The sequence below is a fragment of the Sporocytophaga sp. genome, from assembly GCF_017745095.1.
In the GTDB taxonomy this organism is placed as follows: domain Bacteria; phylum Bacteroidota; class Bacteroidia; order Cytophagales; family Cytophagaceae; genus Sporocytophaga.
The window spans coordinates 309,104-326,612 of the sequence record NZ_JAGHZZ010000002.1 but is presented as its reverse complement, the minus strand read 5'-3'; the positions used below and the strand labels follow the sequence as shown (position 1 = coordinate 326,612).

Here is a 17,509-nt window from a genome sequence, read left to right as displayed (position 1 = left end):
ACAGCAGGTTTTGTACAAATTCTCTAGATTTAAGATTCATTAAGAAGCTTGAATATCAAAAATCTAGATAAAAAAGGTTTAACCTCTGTCCTTGAATCTGCTCCTGTTCCACTAATTATTACAGACAGGACTTTTTCAGTAGTCTACCTTAACAGAAAGGCAAAAGATCTGTTTGGAGAAGACTACTTTGCGGCCAAGGAAGATAGTGCCCTTGAAGTTTTTTCTCAGGATTTAAAATCAATATCTTCTTTTAATACTTTGCTGGACAGCCCTTCCCGCGTGCTTATCACGCTATACGGAAAGCGAGGTATGTTTTATGAGTGTGAACTCATCTATGACAAATCTGGCGATGATCAAATGCTTCACTTCTGGCTGAATGAAAAACAGGGAGGGTTCCTGAAAGGGGCATTTAACAAACTTTTTGATTCAGTTTTGGAAGGAATTTTTTTAATAGGAAATGATGGTATAATACTCGAAGCAAACCCAGCCGCGGCAAGAATCTATAATTTATCTATAGATACAATAAGGAATAGTAATATTAAGCATCTTTTTCCTCACCAGACTGTTGAAGATCAAAACAGCTACTGGAATGGATTTATGAAGAATAAATTCATTGATGGATTTTATAAATATAAAGTCAGCAAAGAAGAAGTCAGATATATACAGTTCAGAGGAGTAGCAGATTTTCTTCCGGGTATACATCTTGCTGTATTTGAAGATGCTACCGAAAGGACAAATACGGGAAAAGCTTATCGTTCTTCAGCTGCTAGCCTTAATGCAATTTTTGAAAATAGTAATCAGTTTATATTTCTGTTCGACCTTCATGCTAAAATAATAACTGCCAATACCAAAGCCTTTGAATGGGTTGAAGATTTACTCAAGACTAAAGTTGCAATTGGTACATCTCTTGAAGACCTAGGAAGGAAGGGGCTGTCGCTTTTTTCTATTCCTTTTTTTGAAGAAGTAAAAAAGGGATTAACATTAGAAAAGGAGTATAATCTTTCTTCGGCAAAGAATGAATTAAGCTGGGTAGAAGTCAATTATTTTCCTGTTTTTGAAAATGATGTAGTACAAGGAATTTGTATTAAAATAACGGACATTACAGAAAGAAAAAGATCACAAGTTGTTCTTGAAGAAAAAGAAGCCAGGTTCCGTTCTTTATTTATTAATTCATCAGACCTCATAATGGTTTTGGATGAATTTGGGATTATAAAGTACTCAAGTCCCTCCAGCAGAAGAATCATACAGATGGATGCAGGAGAATTAAGTGGTAAAAAATATTTGTCATTTATTCATCCCGAAGAAAAGGAAAACTTTACTGAAAAGTTTGAAGACATTTTATCTAACAAACTTCAGGTCTCTATTGAGCATCGATTCATTTCTGAAAGCGGGAAAACAGTATATGTAGATTGCATATTCAATAATTTGACTGATGATCCATATGTTCATGGAATTGTAGTGAACATGCGGGATGTATCAGAATCAAAGAGTAGAGAAGAATATCTCTTATTACTTGAAAGGGCTATAGACAATAGTAAAAACGGTGTTATCATAACAGATTTTTTACAGGTTGATAATCCAGTCATCTATGCAAACACAGCTATTGAGACAATTACAGGTTATTCGATTTATGAAGTGGTGGGTAGGAATAGTGAATTGCTTCTGGGGCTGAATCCTAATCAGGAAGAGCTGAAAAGGATAACCGAAGACAAAAATGCACCGGTAAAAACGGTTGTAAAAAGCTATAAAAAAGACGGAACAGTATTCTATAAAGAATTATCTATCTCTCCAGTCTTTAATAAAGATGGGACTTTAACAAATTTTATTGGGATATTAAATGATGTTTCTGAAAGAATTATTTCGGAAGAATCTCTGCTGGAAGTCTCGAAGGGCATTGAAGATAATAACTCTAACGCTTTTTATGCATCACTTGCAGAACACCTAGGAAAGCATTTTGCAGCTGATCAGGTTTTGTTCGTTGAGAGAGAGGATGTTGACATTATAATCAAAGGTCAATGGGGAGCACAACCAGAATTCCCGATTTCAAATGACTTAAAGAATCCTTTCTGGTTGAAAGTATTTAGTGAAACATCATTCTTTCATTATGATGAGGAATTAAAAGAATTTCCTGAAATCTATAGTACGGGTATTCAAAATCTTTGTGCATTACCTTTAATAGAAAGTTCCGGTAATTTGATCGGAGTTATTTTATTAATGAGAAAAGGGAAATTTTTAAATCTACCTTTTCTTGAAATAATATTAAATCTTTTGTCTTTACGTCTGCTGGCAGAATTTGAAAGAGACAGGAATATTTCTGCTTTATTATCAAGTGAGGGGAAATTCAGAAGTCTTGCGGAAAATTCCCCGGATATCATATACATTATAAACCTTGAAGAAAGGAAAATTAAATATTTTAACAGAGACAAAATTCTCGGATTTTCCTCTGAAGATCTTATATATTCTGATGCTTGGGAAAAAATTGTCCATCCTGATGATGTGAATAAAGTTGCCCGGCATTGGAACAAGTACCTCAAATCTAAAGGGGTTGATAGTGCTTCAATAGAGTATCGGTTGCGTCACAAAAATGGTTATTACGAATGGATAAACAATCGTCATGTAATAATAGAAAGAGATCCAGGAGGGAAACCCTTGAATGTGCTTCTGAATATTACCGTTATAACTAATAGGAAAAGAGCAGAAGACGCATTAAGAGAAAATCAGGCAAGGCTTACAGCGCTCATTGAGAATACAAGTGATATAGTCTGGTCTGTAAATACTCAGTATCATTTCACAACAATGAACAATGCATTTCAGGCATTTGTAAGAAAATATTTTCATTATGAAGCCCGGGTTGGTGATAAATTATCTGATATATTTCCTGTACAAGTACGAGATTATTGGAAGGAACAACATACAAGGGCTTTGAAAGGAGAGCGTTTTGCAGTGGAATTGCAAATACCGGGTGATTTCCTTTCATTCGAAATCAATTTTAATCCGATTTATTCAGATAAAGATGGTATCAGTGGGGCTAGTGTGTTTGCCAGAGATATTACACAAAGAAAAAAATCGGAAAATGCCATTATTCAGGCCAATTTTGAACTTGATAGCTTCGTTTACAGGGCATCCCATGATCTCAGAGCACCTCTAAGATCTGTGTTAGGCCTTATTTCACTTGTGAAATTTGAAGAGAATGAAGATCAAAGAAATTATTATCTTAAATTGGCTGAGAAAAGTATAGATAAACTGGATTTCTTTATTTCTGATTTAACAGATTTTTCTCGAAACAGCAGGACTGAAATTGAAGTTGAAAAAATTGATTTTAATGCCACAATTGCAGATTGTATAGAGAATCTGAAATATATGGAAAAGGCAGAGGAGATAGATATGAGGAAAAATTTTATGACAAATGTGCCTTTTTATTCAGATTCAAGAAGAATCGCTATTATTTTTCAGAATCTGTTAAGTAATGCGATTAAATATCAAAACCATAAGAGTGTAAAACCTTTTGTAGAATTATCGGTAACAACCTTTCCGGATAGAGCTGAAATTTCAATCACGGATAATGGAAGAGGTATTCGGGAAGAATATTTGAATAAAGTATTTAATATGTTTTTTAGAGCTTCTCAAGACTCTTATGGCTCAGGATTAGGTCTTTATATTACAAAACAGGTTGTTGAAAAATTAAATGGGAAAATTGAAGTTTTTTCCCAATTTGGAAAAGGCACAACATTCCGCTTAAATCTTCCTAATTTGGAAAATAATAATTATTATTAGTATTATTTTAAGTTTTTAGAATAGGATGGAAATTGCAGATCTGATATTAACTGCAAAAGACGAACGAAATATAAAAAGCAGAAAGTCGGATATTTCTGTTTATAGGATTATTTTATTCCTTACAACTGCTTTTACTTTACTCTTAAGGTATTTATTTGTAAAGGAAAACCCGGAGGCATTTGATCCGCTTTCTATCAGGCTTGTACTTTCTTCAGGATTAATTCTCATTTTGGTCCTGTCTTTTATCTGGAAGTATAGGGATAAGATAGCCTATTTGAATTATTTGGTTATTTTTTCCTATTCCATTTATATTCTGTTCCTTATCCGGAGGAATTATTTCGCAACGAATTACCTGCTTGAGTTTATTTTACTGATAGTCATTATTTGTTTGGCGTTTCAGAATCGTCTGCACCTTAAGATCTACCTGGCTTGTATCTTTATTGCTTTTTTTATATCAGCATTCCTGTATCTGGATTCCTATCTTGATATATTTGTTAAAACCAGCCTGATAGGAATTTTTTGTGTCGCTATCGTCACTTTCTTTAACAGTAGGTTTGAAATAGAAAAGCGACTTGAAATCCGGGAAAATCTTTTGAATACCATTTTCAATGAATCTCCGGATGCCATGCTAATTGCGGATCCTTCAAGTTCTATTATTTTGAATTGTAACGAAAGAGCTATCTCAATTTTTAAGATTCAGGATAGAAGAGATCTGATTGGCAATAATCTTAATTTTCTTTTGAAGTATCCTAACAGCACCGGAGCCTGGAATAACTTAAAAAAGAAGGTTGATAAAAATCGTTTCCTTGTTCAGGAACTTGAATTTAAAACAGTTTTTGGTCAAACTTTCTGGGGGAGTGAAGCAATCACTGAAATCCAGGTAGGTACAAAAGCTTACTGGCTGGTAAGAATTTCAGACATTACTGAAAGAGTTAAAGATAAAAAGACAATAGAAGAAAGCCGCAAAATTCTTAATCAGATCATAGATTTAGTGCCACACCCGATATTCCTAAAAGATAATGAAGGCAGGTTTGTTATTGTCAACAAAACAGTGGCTGACAGATATGAAGTAGTTCCGGAAGAAATGGTAGGTAAAAAAGACAGTGATTTTATAGATCCTATATTATCTGTGGAATTGCTGAAAGATGACAGAGAGGTGATTGAAAATGCGAGAGAGAAATTTATTCCCGAAGAATCTCTTACTTTCCTTGATAGGAATTATACCTATCAGACTATCAAAATTCCTTTTTATTTCGAAGATGCTACAAAGCCAGGAGTGCTTAGTATTTCAATTGATATAACGGATCTAAAAGAAGCAGAAAAGGCTATACGAGAAAGCGAGAGTAAGTATAAAATGCTTATGGAGCAGGCATCAGACGGAATTTATCTTACTGATAAGTCAGGAAATATTTTGAGCGTAAATGCCAAAGCCTGTGAGATGTTTGGCTACACGGATCAGGAGTTTCAGAAATTGAACGTTAGAAGCTTGGTAGACCTGAAAAGTGTAAAAGAGGAACTCATCTTTGCTTTATTTAATAATGAGCCTGTTATTACTGAACTTGTATGTAAAAGAAAAGACAATTCAGAATTTACGGTCGAACTTAGTGCTACAAGGCTGGATGGAGGATTATTGCAAGGAATTATAAGAGATATTACAGCAAGAAAGAAGTTGGAAAAAATACTTCAGGATAATGAGAAAAAGTTTAGAGCGTTAATTGAAAACTCCTCCGATATTATAATGATCCTTAATGAGGATTTTAAGATATCTTATGTGAGTGTTTCTGTAGCCCGTATTTTGGGACACACCTATATCAGTCTTGTGGGCAAGACTATATTTGATCTTTTTGATCATGAAGGAATAGATAAGATTTCTAAATTCTTATCAGAGACGATTGCTTGCCCAGGCCAGAATCAGACAGCAGAAGAGCTTAAGATTCTTACCCGCAATGGCTCTTCGAAAATCGTTGAAATTGTTGCAGTTAATTTGCTTAGTGATCCTGTAATCCAGGGTATAGTTCTTAACTGCCATGATATTACCAAGAGAAAGAATACCGAAAATGAACTAATAAATACAAATTTTGAGTTGGATAGCTTTGTTTATAAAGCCTCTCATGATCTGAAGGCGCCATTGAGATCAGTGATGGGACTTATTAAACTTGCTAAGCTTGAAAGCAAAGATTCTACTCAGCATATGTATCTTGATATGATGAGTAAAAGCGTAAATAGTCTGGATACATTTATAAAAGACCTTACCACTTTTTCACGTAATACCAGACTTGATATAGAAGCAAATATTATTGATTTCAGCATAGTACTCGAAGAGTCATTAAACAATCTTAAGTACATGGAACATGCTGAAAAAATCAGAATAAATAAGAGTGTTGATATAAATGTAAATTTCTACTCAGATCTTACACGCTTAAGTACCATTGTAAACAATTTAATTTCAAACGCTATAAAATACCATAGATTTGAAAATAATATTCCCTATATTAACATTTCAATTAAGACGGACTACGAGAAGGCTGAGATAGTTGTAGAAGACAATGGGAGCGGAATTGATCCCTTACATATCAATAAAATTTTTGATATGTTTTACAGAGCTTCAGAAAATTCGTACGGGTCCGGATTGGGATTGTATATTGTAAAGAATGCAGTGAAAAAACTCGGAGGGTCTATAGATGTATCCTCAGAGCTTGATGAAGGAAGTTCATTTAAAGTTGTTATCCCAAATCTGGTAAATGATATAAACTAAAAGTAAAAGTATATTTAGATTTTATGAAAGAGGTACAGGTAAATTCTGTAATGCTGGTAGATGATAATGATACAGATAATTTTATCCATAAAAGAGTAATCGAGCTAACCGGATTTGCAAAAAATATAATTGTTAAAAATTCAGGGAAGAGTGCTTTGGAATTTTTGGAATCCAATAAATCTAACCTTGATGTCTTGCCTGATCTGATTTTTCTTGATATTAACATGCCGATAGTTGATGGTTTTGTTTTCCTTTTTGAATATGAAAACTTTCCTGATCCGGTTAAAGACAAATGTAAAATAGTTATCCTTTCAAGTTCAGATAGTAAAAGAGATATCGATAGAATTGTCGATAATGAGTATGTGATCAATTTTATCACTAAACCACTCTCCGAAGAAGCTCTGGATGATTTAAAAACGATATTGTAATATTCTAAGAAAGATTATTGTAAAAGCCTCTCTTTAGAGGCTTTTTTATTTCTTCTTTTTCTCTTAAAAACATACATAAAAAAGGGGCTGTTTACTAACAGCCCCTTTTGTATTATACTTTCAGTAAATATAATATTACTTAGAAAGTTTAGCTTTAAGATTGGTATCAATGGCAGAAAGGAATTCCTCTGTGTAAAGGAAATGCTCCCCATGTTTTACGTTACTTCCGTAAACAGAAACAGCAAGATCTTTAGTCATTTTACCGCTTTCTACTGTCTCAACGCAAACTTGCTCTAACGCCTCGCAGAATTTGATTAGCTCTTGATTGTTATCCAGTTTTCCTCTGAATGCAAGACCTCTAGTCCATGCGAAGATAGAAGCAATTGGGTTGGTAGAAGTTGGTTTACCTTTCTGATGCTCTCTGTAGTGACGAGTAACAGTTCCGTGAGCAGCTTCTGCTTCAAGTACTTTTCCATCTGGAGTAATAAGTACAGAAGTCATAAGACCTAAAGAACCGAATCCTTGAGCAACGATATCTGACTGAACGTCTCCATCATAGTTTTTACAAGCCCAAACAAAGTTACCATTCATTTTAAGTGCAGAAGCAACCATGTCGTCGATCAGACGGTGTTCATATGTAAGGCCTGCAGCTTCGAATTTAGCTTTGAATTCTTTCTCATAAGTCTCTTCAAAGATATCTTTGAAACGACCGTCATATTTCTTAAGGATAGTATTCTTAGTTGAGAAATAAAGAGGCCATTTTTTCTGAAGAGCAAGGTTAAAGCAGGATTGAGCAAAACCTCTGATAGACTCATCTGTATTGTACATTGCAAGAGCAACGCCATCACCTTTAAAGTTGTATACTTCAAATGTCTGAGGCTCTCCGCCACCTTCAGGGGTAAAAGTTAATGTTAATTTACCTTTTCCTTTGATTACTGTGTCAGTTGCACGGTACTGATCACCGAAAGCGTGACGGCCAATACAGATAGGTGCAGTCCAATTTGGAACAAGTCTTGGAACGTTGTTCGTTACGATCGGTTCACGGAAAACGGTACCATCAAGGATGTTTCTGATTGTTCCGTTTGGAGATTTCCACATTTGCTTAAGGTTGAACTCTTTTACACGAGCCTCATCAGGAGTGATGGTCGCGCATTTGATACCAACCTGATATTTTTTTATAGCTTCAGCAGCATCAACAGTTACCTGATCGTTGGTCGCATCACGGTGCTCGATACCAAGGTCGTAGTACTTAATATCAACATCAATGTAAGGAGTGATAAGTTTATCTTTGATAAATTTCCAGATGATTCTGGTCATTTCATCTCCATCAAGTTCCACTACTGGATTTGCAACTTTAATCTTGTTCATTTTTGCAAAAATTAAATGGTTATTTTAAGTTGAATAATAGTCTTTGCAGGAATCCCTGCCTTATATTGAGGTGCAAATATAGCAGGTAAGTGTCAAGAGACAAGAATTTTGGTTGAGAACGTGCAGGAAGAGGAGAAGAAATGCAGATTTCGTTATGATATAGTGGGGAACGACGGAGTAGAAAGGGTATTTGAAAAATTAATTTTAAAGAAAAAACTGACCAAATTTTGATCAGTTTTTTCTTTAAAATTATAGTATTATTGACACGTATACTCGTATTTTGTGAAATACACTTCACCATCGCGTTCAACGGTTTGTTTTGTTACAAGCCCGTTGGGGTTAACCTCATAAGTATAATTGACTGAATGTTTAAATTCAAATTGTCCCTTACGAGTTTCTATTACTCTTTTTATCAGATATTTTCCTGGATTGCCAAATTCATACATTAACTCTTTCTGAGCTGGTTTATCCAGGTAATATTCAAAATCTACATAGGTAGTATCGTGTACATCAACGCCACCTTTATTTTCAAATTCCCTGGTCTGGCTGCAGTTACCATTGGTATAGGTAAATAATTTTATTCTTTCAGACGGTTCACCATCTTCACTTCTTTGAGTGATGGTTTTGACAAGTACATCATTTTCATAATAATAATCTGTACGGTCAACAATAATACTCCCATTATCAAAATTGAAATGTTCTATTGCCTTAAATGGAAGTTTTTTTTCATTAATCCAGATGGTATCATTTATACCAAACGGGTTTTTATTTTTATCAAATAAACTTCCGATGATGTATTTATCTGAGATAACTGCTTTTGCATATTTTATCTGACTGCTACTTAAGTCACTATCATCAGAATAAGTAAAATCAGCAGTCTTACCATCCTGAGACCTTATCTGAGTATAATAAAGATGGTATGTTTGGTCATCTTCGCTATATGATACCGACTTTACATAACATTGGGATTCTGCCGAAGGTGCAGGATTGTCTTTATCTTTTTTACATGAAAGGAGTGAACTACATAATAATGCAGATAGTAAAATTTTATATTTCATATTATAAAAAATGGTTTGTTGTATAAAGGTAGTAATAAAAATACTAAGAAAAATCAGGGTAAACAATGATAATAAAAAGAGACAGCTCATTCATTTATGTGCTGCCTCTGTGAGTCTTTAGTAATCAAGAATTTTAATACCCGAATAACTCTTCTAACTTCAGCTCTCTTACTTTTCCGTACTTTGAAAGTTTATCAAAATCAATTCTGTCTTTAGATCCGATGATAACATATGCGATTTTCTGGCCTTTATAGAATTTATCATGGAAATCTTTAAGATCAGAGAGGGACAGAGTTTTTATCTTTTCATAAACCTCTTTTCTAATGTCGTAGTCTATACCAAGCTTTTTCAATCTTTCATATTCTGATATAACAGCAAATTTGGTAATCCTTTGTGTGTTTACATTTTCGATGATTGAAGACTTTGCATTTGTATACAACACTTCTGATTGAGGCATGTCTTCATAAAGTTCTAACATTCCGTCAATGGCTTCCTTAATTTTATCTGCCTGAGCTCCTATATATGATGATATATAATTGGGATCACCTTTTCTCCAGGCATTTTCGTATCTTGACTTTACAGAGTATGCTAAAGCTCTTGATTCTCTTAGTTCCTGGAACACAATAGAGCTCATGCTACCCCCAAAATATTCGTTAAATAGAGCTACCTGCGGAAGTATGCTTTTATCATAGGTAATCGACCTTGATAAGAAGATAACTTCACCTTGCACCATTTCATAATTTGCCCATAGTACTTCGTTTTCATCTATTTCCTTGAGGGTAAATTTTTCAGGGGCAGGAGGTGCTTTTACTTCAGTACCACATTTATGGTTGGATGAAAGACTTTTGTTGAGTCTCATAGCGTCTGTTGGTCCATAATAAAGTACACGATGCTTTATAGAATTAAGACTTTTTATTATGTCAGTTAACTCTGAAGGCTTCATGGCGCGCAGTTGCTCTTCTGAAAGTATTGTTGTAAAAGGTGAGTGGGGCCCATACTTTGCATAGCTTACAAGTCCTGAGCGGAATATTATGTCCTTGTTAAGTTTATTGTCTTTTCTGGCTTTTAATGATCTTTCTACAAGGTTATTATAAGCTACAAGATCTTCCTGAGGTGTCTTAAGTATTTTTTCAAAAAGCTTTAGTCCTTGATTGAAATTTTCCTGAAGTCCTGTAAGCGTAAAATACATGGCATCTGCAGACATGGAGAATGAATAGGAGCATCCTATTTTATAGAATTCTTTTTTCAGCTCTTCACTTGATAAACCTTTTACTCCCAAGTAATCAAGATAACCGACAGCAAGCCCATATTTTGGTGAATGTTCTCTTCCTATATCCCAAACGTAGCTAAGAGTGAATATGTCATTTTCTGTATTTTTTTTATAAGTAACAGGTAGGTTATTCTTAGTTTGGAATTGTAACAGTTCTTTATTGAAATCTATCCAGACAGGTTTAATGCTATCACTTGGCTGATTCATCACGAACTCAAAGAATGGAGAATGATCTTCTCTGTTTACAGGTACAGGAGATATTTGGGGTTTGGGTACTTTTCTGATTGTGGTATCTGTCCCTGTAAATTTATAAACAGCCACATAATTTGAATCAAACCTTTGTTTTACAAATTCTACAATTTGTTCTTTGGTAATAGAGGAAAGGACGTCTGTTTCTGCCACACTTCTCTGCCATGGTTCTCCCGTAATAAAGCTTTCGACAAATGCATCAGCTCGCGCTTTGTTGCTTTCATAAGACTGCATTTGTGACATCTTAATATCATTTATGGTGGCTTTAAGGAGCCAATCTTCAAATTTTCCTTTTTTTAATGAGTCCAGTTGGGCAAGTAATAAAACCTTAAGGTCTTCCAGTGTCTGTCCCTGTTTTGGTCTTCCTCCCATTACAAAGATAGAATAGTCATTTAATGCCATGTCATAGGCAAAGGCAGAAAGTACTTTTTGTCTCTGATTAAGGTTTAAGTCTATAAGGCCAGCCTGTCCATTAGTGAGCAGGAGACTTATTAGTTTTAAATAATAAAAATCAGGAACAAAGTTATTTTTTACTTCTTGTCCTTTTATGCCATTGAATCTGAAAGCTACTGTAAGGTTTTCTGCATCAGGTCCGTAAACATTGATTTTTTCAGGACTTTTAATCGGACTCTCTGTAGGAGGAATGAAAGCAGGGACCGCTTTTTCCTTTAGTTTGCTGAAGCTTTTATCTATGATTCTGATCGCCTTTTCAGGATCAAAGTCCCCACTCATACATATTGCTATGTTATTGGGAACATAATACCTGTCAAAATATTTTTTTATTTCTGTTATAGAAGGATTTTTCAGATGTTCAACAGTACCTATAGTGGTCTGGGTTCCGTATTGATGTCTTTGGAAAAGTCCGGACATCATAGCCTCATATACTTTTCTCTTATCATTGTCCAACCCCCTGTTTTTTTCTTCATAAACGGCTTCCAGCTCAGTATGGAATAAACGAGGAACAACAATACTAAAACGCTCACTTTCTATTTCTGCCCATCTCTCCAGGCTATTGGAAGGTATATCATTTACATAGACAGTTTGCTCTAGAAATGTATAAGCATTAGTACCGGTGGCTCCAATATTACTGAGCATCTTGTCGTATTCATTTGGTATGCTGAATTTAGCTGCTAGCAGAGAAGTAGAGTCTATTTTTTGGTATAGTCTTATTCTTTGCTTTTCATCTCTGGTTGTTCTGTATACCTCGTAAAGGTTTTCTATTTCTTTCAGTAAAGGTTCTTCTTTAGCCCAATCGTTTGTTCCGATCTTTGAAGTGCCTTTGAAAAGTATATGTTCGAGATAATGAGCAAGACCGGTGTTGGTTGCAGGATCATTTTTACTTCCGGCTTTTACTGCAATGTAAGTCTGAATTCTTGGAGCGTCTTTGTATACAGTCATGTATACTTTTAGTCCGTTTTTCAACGTATAGATCCTTGTTTTCAGAGGATCATTGGTAACTGTTTCAAAGGTATATTCTCCCGAAGAATGTCTCTCTGTAACAAACTTAGAAGGTTGCCCCAATACCCATAAAGGGAGTAGGAGTAAAAGGAAAATTTTCCTGATCATTGGAGTATTATGAACTATGGTTTAAAAATTATTGATATTATAGGGAAACCCCTTAGTGGTTCTAAAAGTTATTTCCGGCGAAATTTAAAAAATAAAAATGATAGCTTGATCAGAATTCAGATTCAAGGCCGAATCTTTTTCTTAGCTCATCAATGATAGGATATTTCTGAGTTAAGTAGTTAAGCTTTTCTTTCGGAGTATAGATTAGTTTAACTTCATCCTGAGAAGAGAGTTCAGCTTCAAGCTGAAGGGTTTTGTTACTAATCTTACTTCTAAGAAAATCAAGTAGAGATGATCTCATTTCATTTATCTGATCTTGTTGGATGAAATTATCAAGTTTAATTTTGATAATATTACCATCTACCAAATCATATACTCTATCAATAATAAAGTATTCGTTCATTTTACCTTCATTTCTCAGCATCATGGCATATTCCTGCCAGTACTTCATGAGTTCTTTCGGGTCAATGGGTTTATTTACTGTAATCAGATCGGAGGCGGAAACCGTTTCGACTTTCTTTTCCGGCATTTTAGTGTCTGCTCCTTTTTGGAGGTCTTTCAGACTCGGAAGCTTGATGGTGGATTTAAGCTCTGATTTTTCAGCAGCAGCAGGTTTGGGAGCCGCTGGTCCTGTATTGGTTTTGGATTCGGATGGCGCCTCTGCAGGCGCCCCGGATCCATTAATATTTACTGTATCAGCTTTTTTTTTTAACTCCTCAGGCATTGCCCGGAGTTCAGCACCAAGATTTATGGCCTGGTTGAGAAAGGACATTTTCATGAGCGCAAGCTCAATGAGTAGCCTCGGGTTTTTGCTGTTTTTGAATTGAAGATCGCATCCGCTGATAATATTCAGACAAGACATAAGGAATGAAATAGAAGCTGCTTCTGCCTGAGAACCATATTTCTGTTTCACTTCATCTGATACTTCAAGAAGTTTGAGTGTCGCAGCATCTTTGCATACAAGGAGATTACGCAAATGCTCACCTAATCCTATAATAAAGTTATGTCCGTCGAATCCATCTCTCAGAATTTCATCATATACAAGCAATGCACCGGCTACATCCTGGCGATTCAACAGGTCTGTCATCTTGAAATAATAATCGTAATCAAGAATATGCAGGTTGTCAATTGTACACTTGTATGTAACAGTATTGTCAGAAGAAAATGTGACAATCAGGTCAAATAGAGAAAGAGCATCTCTTAAGGCTCCGTCTGCCTTTTGAGCGATCAGGTGTAGTGCTTGAGCCTCCGCTTTGATTGTTTCTTTCTCCGCAATTCTTGCTAGGTGAGAGGCAATGTCTTTTACGGAGATTCTGCTAAAGTCAAATATCTGACAACGTGAAAGGATAGTTGGTATAATCTTGTGCTTTTCAGTCGTAGCCAGGATGAAGATGGCATATTTAGGAGGTTCTTCCAGGGTCTTAAGAAATGCGTTGAAAGCCGCATTTGATAACATGTGAACCTCATCTATGATATAGATTTTATATTTTCCATACTGTGGAGGGTATCGCACCTGGTCTACAAGATTTCTGATGTCGTCTACAGAGTTGTTAGAGGCGGCATCGAGCTCGTGTACGTTAAATGATGCATTGTTATTGAAGCTTTTGCAGGATTCACATTCATTACATGCTTCAATTTCAGAAGTAATGTTTTCGCAATTGATTGTTTTGGCCAAAATACGGGCATTGGTAGTCTTACCAACTCCTCTTGGTCCGCAAAAGAGAAATGCCTGTGCTAAATGCTTATTTTTAATAGCATTTTTTAGCGTTGTAGTTATATGAGACTGACCGACAACTGTTTCAAAAGTAGTCGGGCGGTATTTCCTTGCCGAAACAACAAAATTTTCCATCCTCGCAATTTAGATAATTTCTGGTAGTTTTTAAACGGAAGGAACGTCTAAATTGGATACTTTATGCGGAAAATTTCATTGGTTCTGATTCAAAAGAGGTTATGAGGCTGAAAGCTAAAAGCTTAATTCGGAATGCAAAAAGTTAAAAGTCTAAAGTTAAAAGCTTTTTAACTTATAAATGTAGGATGATTTTGAAATATCTATTAATAAATCAAAAGCTGTTGTCTGAAAGGACAACAGCTTGTCTGATAATTTACTAAAGGTTAGTTTGATAATATTTTAAGAAGTCTTGTAATTTTTTTTCAGGATTTTCATCAAAAAGTCTTTCTTCTTCAACATGTCCACTATGGTTAAGAATAGTCACCTTGCATTTTTGCTCTTTTCTGGCAAATTCAAAAGTTCTCAGTACAATGTCTCTTTTAGTAGGGCTTCTGAAAATAACTCTGTCAGAAATGGCTTCTTTTGCTTCCCAGCAAGAGCCAGCCGGCACAATGCTTATTGATCTGTTCATATCTGTAGTGTGTTATTCTATTTGTGATGATTTTAATTTCAAAACACCATTTTTCAAAAAAGGTTTAAGATTTAACTTGCAGGTAATAAATATTTTTTAATTTCTCATTTATAAAATCACTTACTCATGAAAGTCTTCATTGTTCATCTTCTTTTAATATTATCCTTTTCACCAATTGCCTTTGCTCAGAACGGCCTATTGCATTCGGGACCTATGCCGGGCTTTTCCGGAAAAGACAGAGTAAACGTTTGGCTTCAAACTAATGAACCCGCCAAAGCAAAAATCAAATATTGGATACCTTACGATGAAAACGATATTTACTCAAGTCCTGAAATATTATCAGATGCTGAGCATGGTAATACTTTTCATTTTGCTATCAGCAATCTCAAACCTGGAAAAATCTATCAGTATGAAGTTTATATTAATGATATAAAACAGGAGTTTAAAGAGCCTCTTTTCTTCAGAACTCAGCCAGATGCAACTGCTGGTAAGGAGTTTTCTTTTGCAACCGGAAGCTGTGCATATACTAAAGAAATAGATACAGCAAGTGATGAAGATAAAAGCATCTATAAAGTTTATACTTCTATTGCAGCACTTAAGCCCGATTTCATGCTCTGGCTTGGCGACAATGTTTACTTTGAAAATGCTGATGTTACAAGCAGAAGAGGTATGCTGCACAGATATACTTTTTCAAGAGGTAATACTTACCTACAAAATCTTTTAAGAACTTCTCATCATTATGCTATCTGGGATGACCATGATTTTGGTCCTAACGATGCTGATAGTTCTTTCAATAATAAAGCTTACAGCAATGAGATATTCCGATTGTTCTGGTGCAATAATAATTTAACAGAGTTCCCAAAAAGAAATAGCATAGCTAACATATTTTCATGGAATGATGTTGATTTTTTCCTTCTTGATAATAGAACCTTCAGAGCTCCAGCAAAGAATGCAAGAGCCAATAAACAATTATTAGGAAAAGAACAGATAAACTGGCTCATTAAGGAACTAAAGAGAAGTAATGCTACATTTAAGTTCATTGCCATGGGGGGACAGATTCTAAATCCTGATAAGGTATTCGAAAATTATTCAAGGTATAAGAAGGAATGGAAGTATTTGCTCAGTGAGCTTGATAAAAGCGGAGTAGGAGGAATAATGCTTCTAACAGGCGACAGGCATTTTTCGGAAGCCACCATGATGCCTAGAAAAAATAGTTATCCTTTATTCGAGTTGACTTGCTCACCTCTTACCTCCAGTGTTCTGAAGAAAGAGCTTGGTCATAATAATTTAAGAGTTGAAGGATCATTAATTAGAGAAAGAAACTTCAGCATCATTACTATAGGTGGGGAAGGTGAAAAGCGATTTGTCAATATGATTATCTATTCAAATAGCGGAAAGCCTTTATGGGAAAAGAAGATTTATAAATCAGAGATATATAAAGAATAAAGAATAAAATATTAAACAGAGATGAAGTTATTTTTTAGAAACGTATTATTTCGTATCAAAGAATTATAGAGGAGAGCTAGTAAAGTTTTTGGCAGTCTAGCTCTCCCATTTATGCAGGTTGCCCTAATGAAACGAAAATATTTTTTATTTGATCAGCCGTGTTGGAACTTTTAATGATAGATTTATTGACTCCCACGATGTCAGCTATTTTTTGTTGTTGTTTATCATCAATATTATGAATTAACAGTAGGTAGTCATCCGGAAATTTTTCTTTCAAATCTTGTAATGTTTGCATTGAAAAGTCTGCAAGGAGTGAGTCTATTACAACGAGGTATAAATCTTCTTTTTTCTGATATGAATGATTAATAAAATCACTCATTGTATTGTATACACGGAATTCCAGGAAACCTCTCTCTTCAAGTTCTCTGTGTAAGCTGCCAAAGCTTGTCTTGCTATTTTCCAAAAGAATCAATCTGTTCATTTTAAATTCCTTATTGTGTTCTAATCATCAGAAGAACATTGATATTTTAAGGATAGTTTATAGAGTCTTTTTTTGAATTTTTCCATGATTAACCGAACGAGGGTACATTGATAAGATGTTAAAAGATATAGGGTAAAACATTATAGAATATGGAGATAATTAGTCCGGCTTTTAGAAACGGAGAGATGATACCTCTTGAATTTACTTGTGAGGGAGCAAGCATTAATCCTGAATTACAATTTCTGGATGTTCCAGAAGGTACGAAAAGTCTTGTGTTGCTGGTTGAAGACCCGGATGCACCCACAAAAATATGGGCTCATTGGGTAGTCTTTAATATGCCTGCAGACTGCAAAGGCATAGCTGAAAATTCAGAACCAGACGGAATTGAAGGAATATCTTCAGGTGGTACTCTAGGATATGAAGGCCCTTGTCCTCCTACAGGAGAACACCATTATATCTTTCGCCTGTTTGCACTTAATAATATACCTTCGATACCAGAAGAGTCAGATAGAAGAATGCTTTTGAATTATATTAAAGGACATGTCATAGAGGAAGCCACTCTTGTCGGAACTTATGAAAGACTAAAGGTGAAACAAAAGGACAGAAGATAGTTGCAAGAGAATATAGCTTTAGTTGAAATTTTTTCAGAAGTTTTTTACACTGAAAAAGCAGAAAGATTTTATTCTTAAAAGCAATAAAAATATGGTACAGTCAGAATCTTTTAAGTGAGAAGCTGGCTGTTTTTTTATAGTTC

At 34.9% G+C, this 17,509-nt stretch carries 11 protein-coding genes; 5 read left to right on the top strand and 6 right to left on the bottom strand.

Annotated elements, in window-relative coordinates; translation table 11 throughout:
• The first annotated feature begins 48 nt into the window (after nt 1-48).
• The 3 genes from J7604_RS04145 to J7604_RS04135 are packed head-to-tail and all read left to right on the top strand — an operon-like array spanning nt 49 to nt 6,957.
• A complete protein-coding gene (locus tag J7604_RS04145; RefSeq protein ID WP_293891491.1) occupies nt 49-3,774 on the top strand; it encodes a PAS domain S-box protein in 3,726 nt (1,241 codons plus the stop codon).
• 25 nt (nt 3,775-3,799) lie between these two features.
• Nucleotides 3,800-6,529 carry a PAS domain-containing sensor histidine kinase gene (locus J7604_RS04140; RefSeq protein WP_293891488.1) on the top strand — a complete coding sequence of 910 codons (2,730 nt, stop codon included), beginning with the start codon at nt 3,800-3,802 and terminating at the stop codon, nt 6,527-6,529.
• A gap of 23 nt (nt 6,530-6,552) precedes the next feature.
• Nucleotides 6,553-6,957: a response regulator gene (locus tag J7604_RS04135; protein ID WP_028981888.1), complete on the top strand. Its 405-nt coding sequence runs from the start codon at nt 6,553-6,555 to the stop codon at nt 6,955-6,957.
• Between the two features lie 135 nt (nt 6,958-7,092).
• Here J7604_RS04135 and J7604_RS04130 read toward each other — a convergent pair whose 3' ends face one another.
• From J7604_RS04130 to J7604_RS04110, 5 genes are all read right to left on the bottom strand, one after another.
• Entirely contained in the window at nt 7,093-8,325 is a 1,233-nt protein-coding gene (locus tag J7604_RS04130; RefSeq protein ID WP_293891481.1) for an isocitrate dehydrogenase (NADP(+)), read from the bottom strand.
• Nucleotides 8,326-8,582: 257 nt separating this feature from the next.
• Nucleotides 8,583-9,383, bottom strand: coding sequence for a hypothetical protein (locus tag J7604_RS04125; RefSeq protein ID WP_293891478.1), 801 nt, complete (start codon nt 9,381-9,383; stop codon nt 8,583-8,585).
• A 133-nt stretch (nt 9,384-9,516) separates the two neighbouring features.
• Nucleotides 9,517-12,468, bottom strand: coding sequence for a pitrilysin family protein (locus tag J7604_RS04120; RefSeq protein WP_293891475.1), 2,952 nt, complete (start codon nt 12,466-12,468; stop codon nt 9,517-9,519).
• Between the two features lie 109 nt (nt 12,469-12,577).
• Nucleotides 12,578-14,317, bottom strand: coding sequence for a DNA polymerase III subunit gamma/tau (locus J7604_RS04115; RefSeq protein WP_293891472.1), 1,740 nt, complete (start codon nt 14,315-14,317; stop codon nt 12,578-12,580).
• Nucleotides 14,318-14,573: 256 nt separating this feature from the next.
• Nucleotides 14,574-14,828: a hypothetical protein gene (locus J7604_RS04110; protein ID WP_293891469.1), complete on the bottom strand. Its 255-nt coding sequence runs from the start codon at nt 14,826-14,828 to the stop codon at nt 14,574-14,576.
• Between the two features lie 126 nt (nt 14,829-14,954).
• Here J7604_RS04110 and J7604_RS04105 point away from each other — a divergent pair, with 126 nt between their 5' ends.
• Nucleotides 14,955-16,274, top strand: a complete 1,320-nt coding sequence (locus J7604_RS04105) for an alkaline phosphatase (RefSeq protein ID WP_293891466.1) — start codon at nt 14,955-14,957, stop codon at nt 16,272-16,274.
• Between the two features lie 109 nt (nt 16,275-16,383).
• Here the strand turns inward: J7604_RS04105 and J7604_RS04100 are convergent, their stop codons facing one another.
• On the bottom strand, nt 16,384-16,755 hold the full coding sequence (locus tag J7604_RS04100) for a hypothetical protein (protein WP_293891463.1): 372 nt from the start codon (nt 16,753-16,755) through the stop codon (nt 16,384-16,386).
• 149 nt (nt 16,756-16,904) lie between these two features.
• Here J7604_RS04100 and J7604_RS04095 point away from each other — a divergent pair, with 149 nt between their 5' ends.
• Nucleotides 16,905-17,366 carry a YbhB/YbcL family Raf kinase inhibitor-like protein gene (locus tag J7604_RS04095; protein ID WP_293891460.1) on the top strand — a complete coding sequence of 154 codons (462 nt, stop codon included), beginning with the start codon at nt 16,905-16,907 and terminating at the stop codon, nt 17,364-17,366.
• Nucleotides 17,367-17,509: the final 143 nt, after the last annotated feature.

Coding starts and splice junctions, on each gene's coding strand:
- J7604_RS04140 (WP_293891488.1), top strand. CDS start 3,800: ATGGAAATTGCAGATCTGATATTAACTGCAAAAGACGAACGAAATATA.
- J7604_RS04135 (WP_028981888.1), top strand. CDS start 6,553: ATGAAAGAGGTACAGGTAAATTCTGTAATGCTGGTAGATGATAATGAT.
- J7604_RS04130 (WP_293891481.1), bottom strand. CDS start 8,325: ATGAACAAGATTAAAGTTGCAAATCCAGTAGTGGAACTTGATGGAGAT.
- J7604_RS04125 (WP_293891478.1), bottom strand. CDS start 9,383: ATGAAATATAAAATTTTACTATCTGCATTATTATGTAGTTCACTCCTT.
- J7604_RS04120 (WP_293891475.1), bottom strand. CDS start 12,468: ATGATCAGGAAAATTTTCCTTTTACTCCTACTCCCTTTATGGGTATTG.
- J7604_RS04115 (WP_293891472.1), bottom strand. CDS start 14,317: ATGGAAAATTTTGTTGTTTCGGCAAGGAAATACCGCCCGACTACTTTT.
- J7604_RS04110 (WP_293891469.1), bottom strand. CDS start 14,828: ATGAACAGATCAATAAGCATTGTGCCGGCTGGCTCTTGCTGGGAAGCA.
- J7604_RS04105 (WP_293891466.1), top strand. CDS start 14,955: ATGAAAGTCTTCATTGTTCATCTTCTTTTAATATTATCCTTTTCACCA.
- J7604_RS04100 (WP_293891463.1), bottom strand. CDS start 16,755: ATGAACAGATTGATTCTTTTGGAAAATAGCAAGACAAGCTTTGGCAGC.
- J7604_RS04095 (WP_293891460.1), top strand. CDS start 16,905: ATGGAGATAATTAGTCCGGCTTTTAGAAACGGAGAGATGATACCTCTT.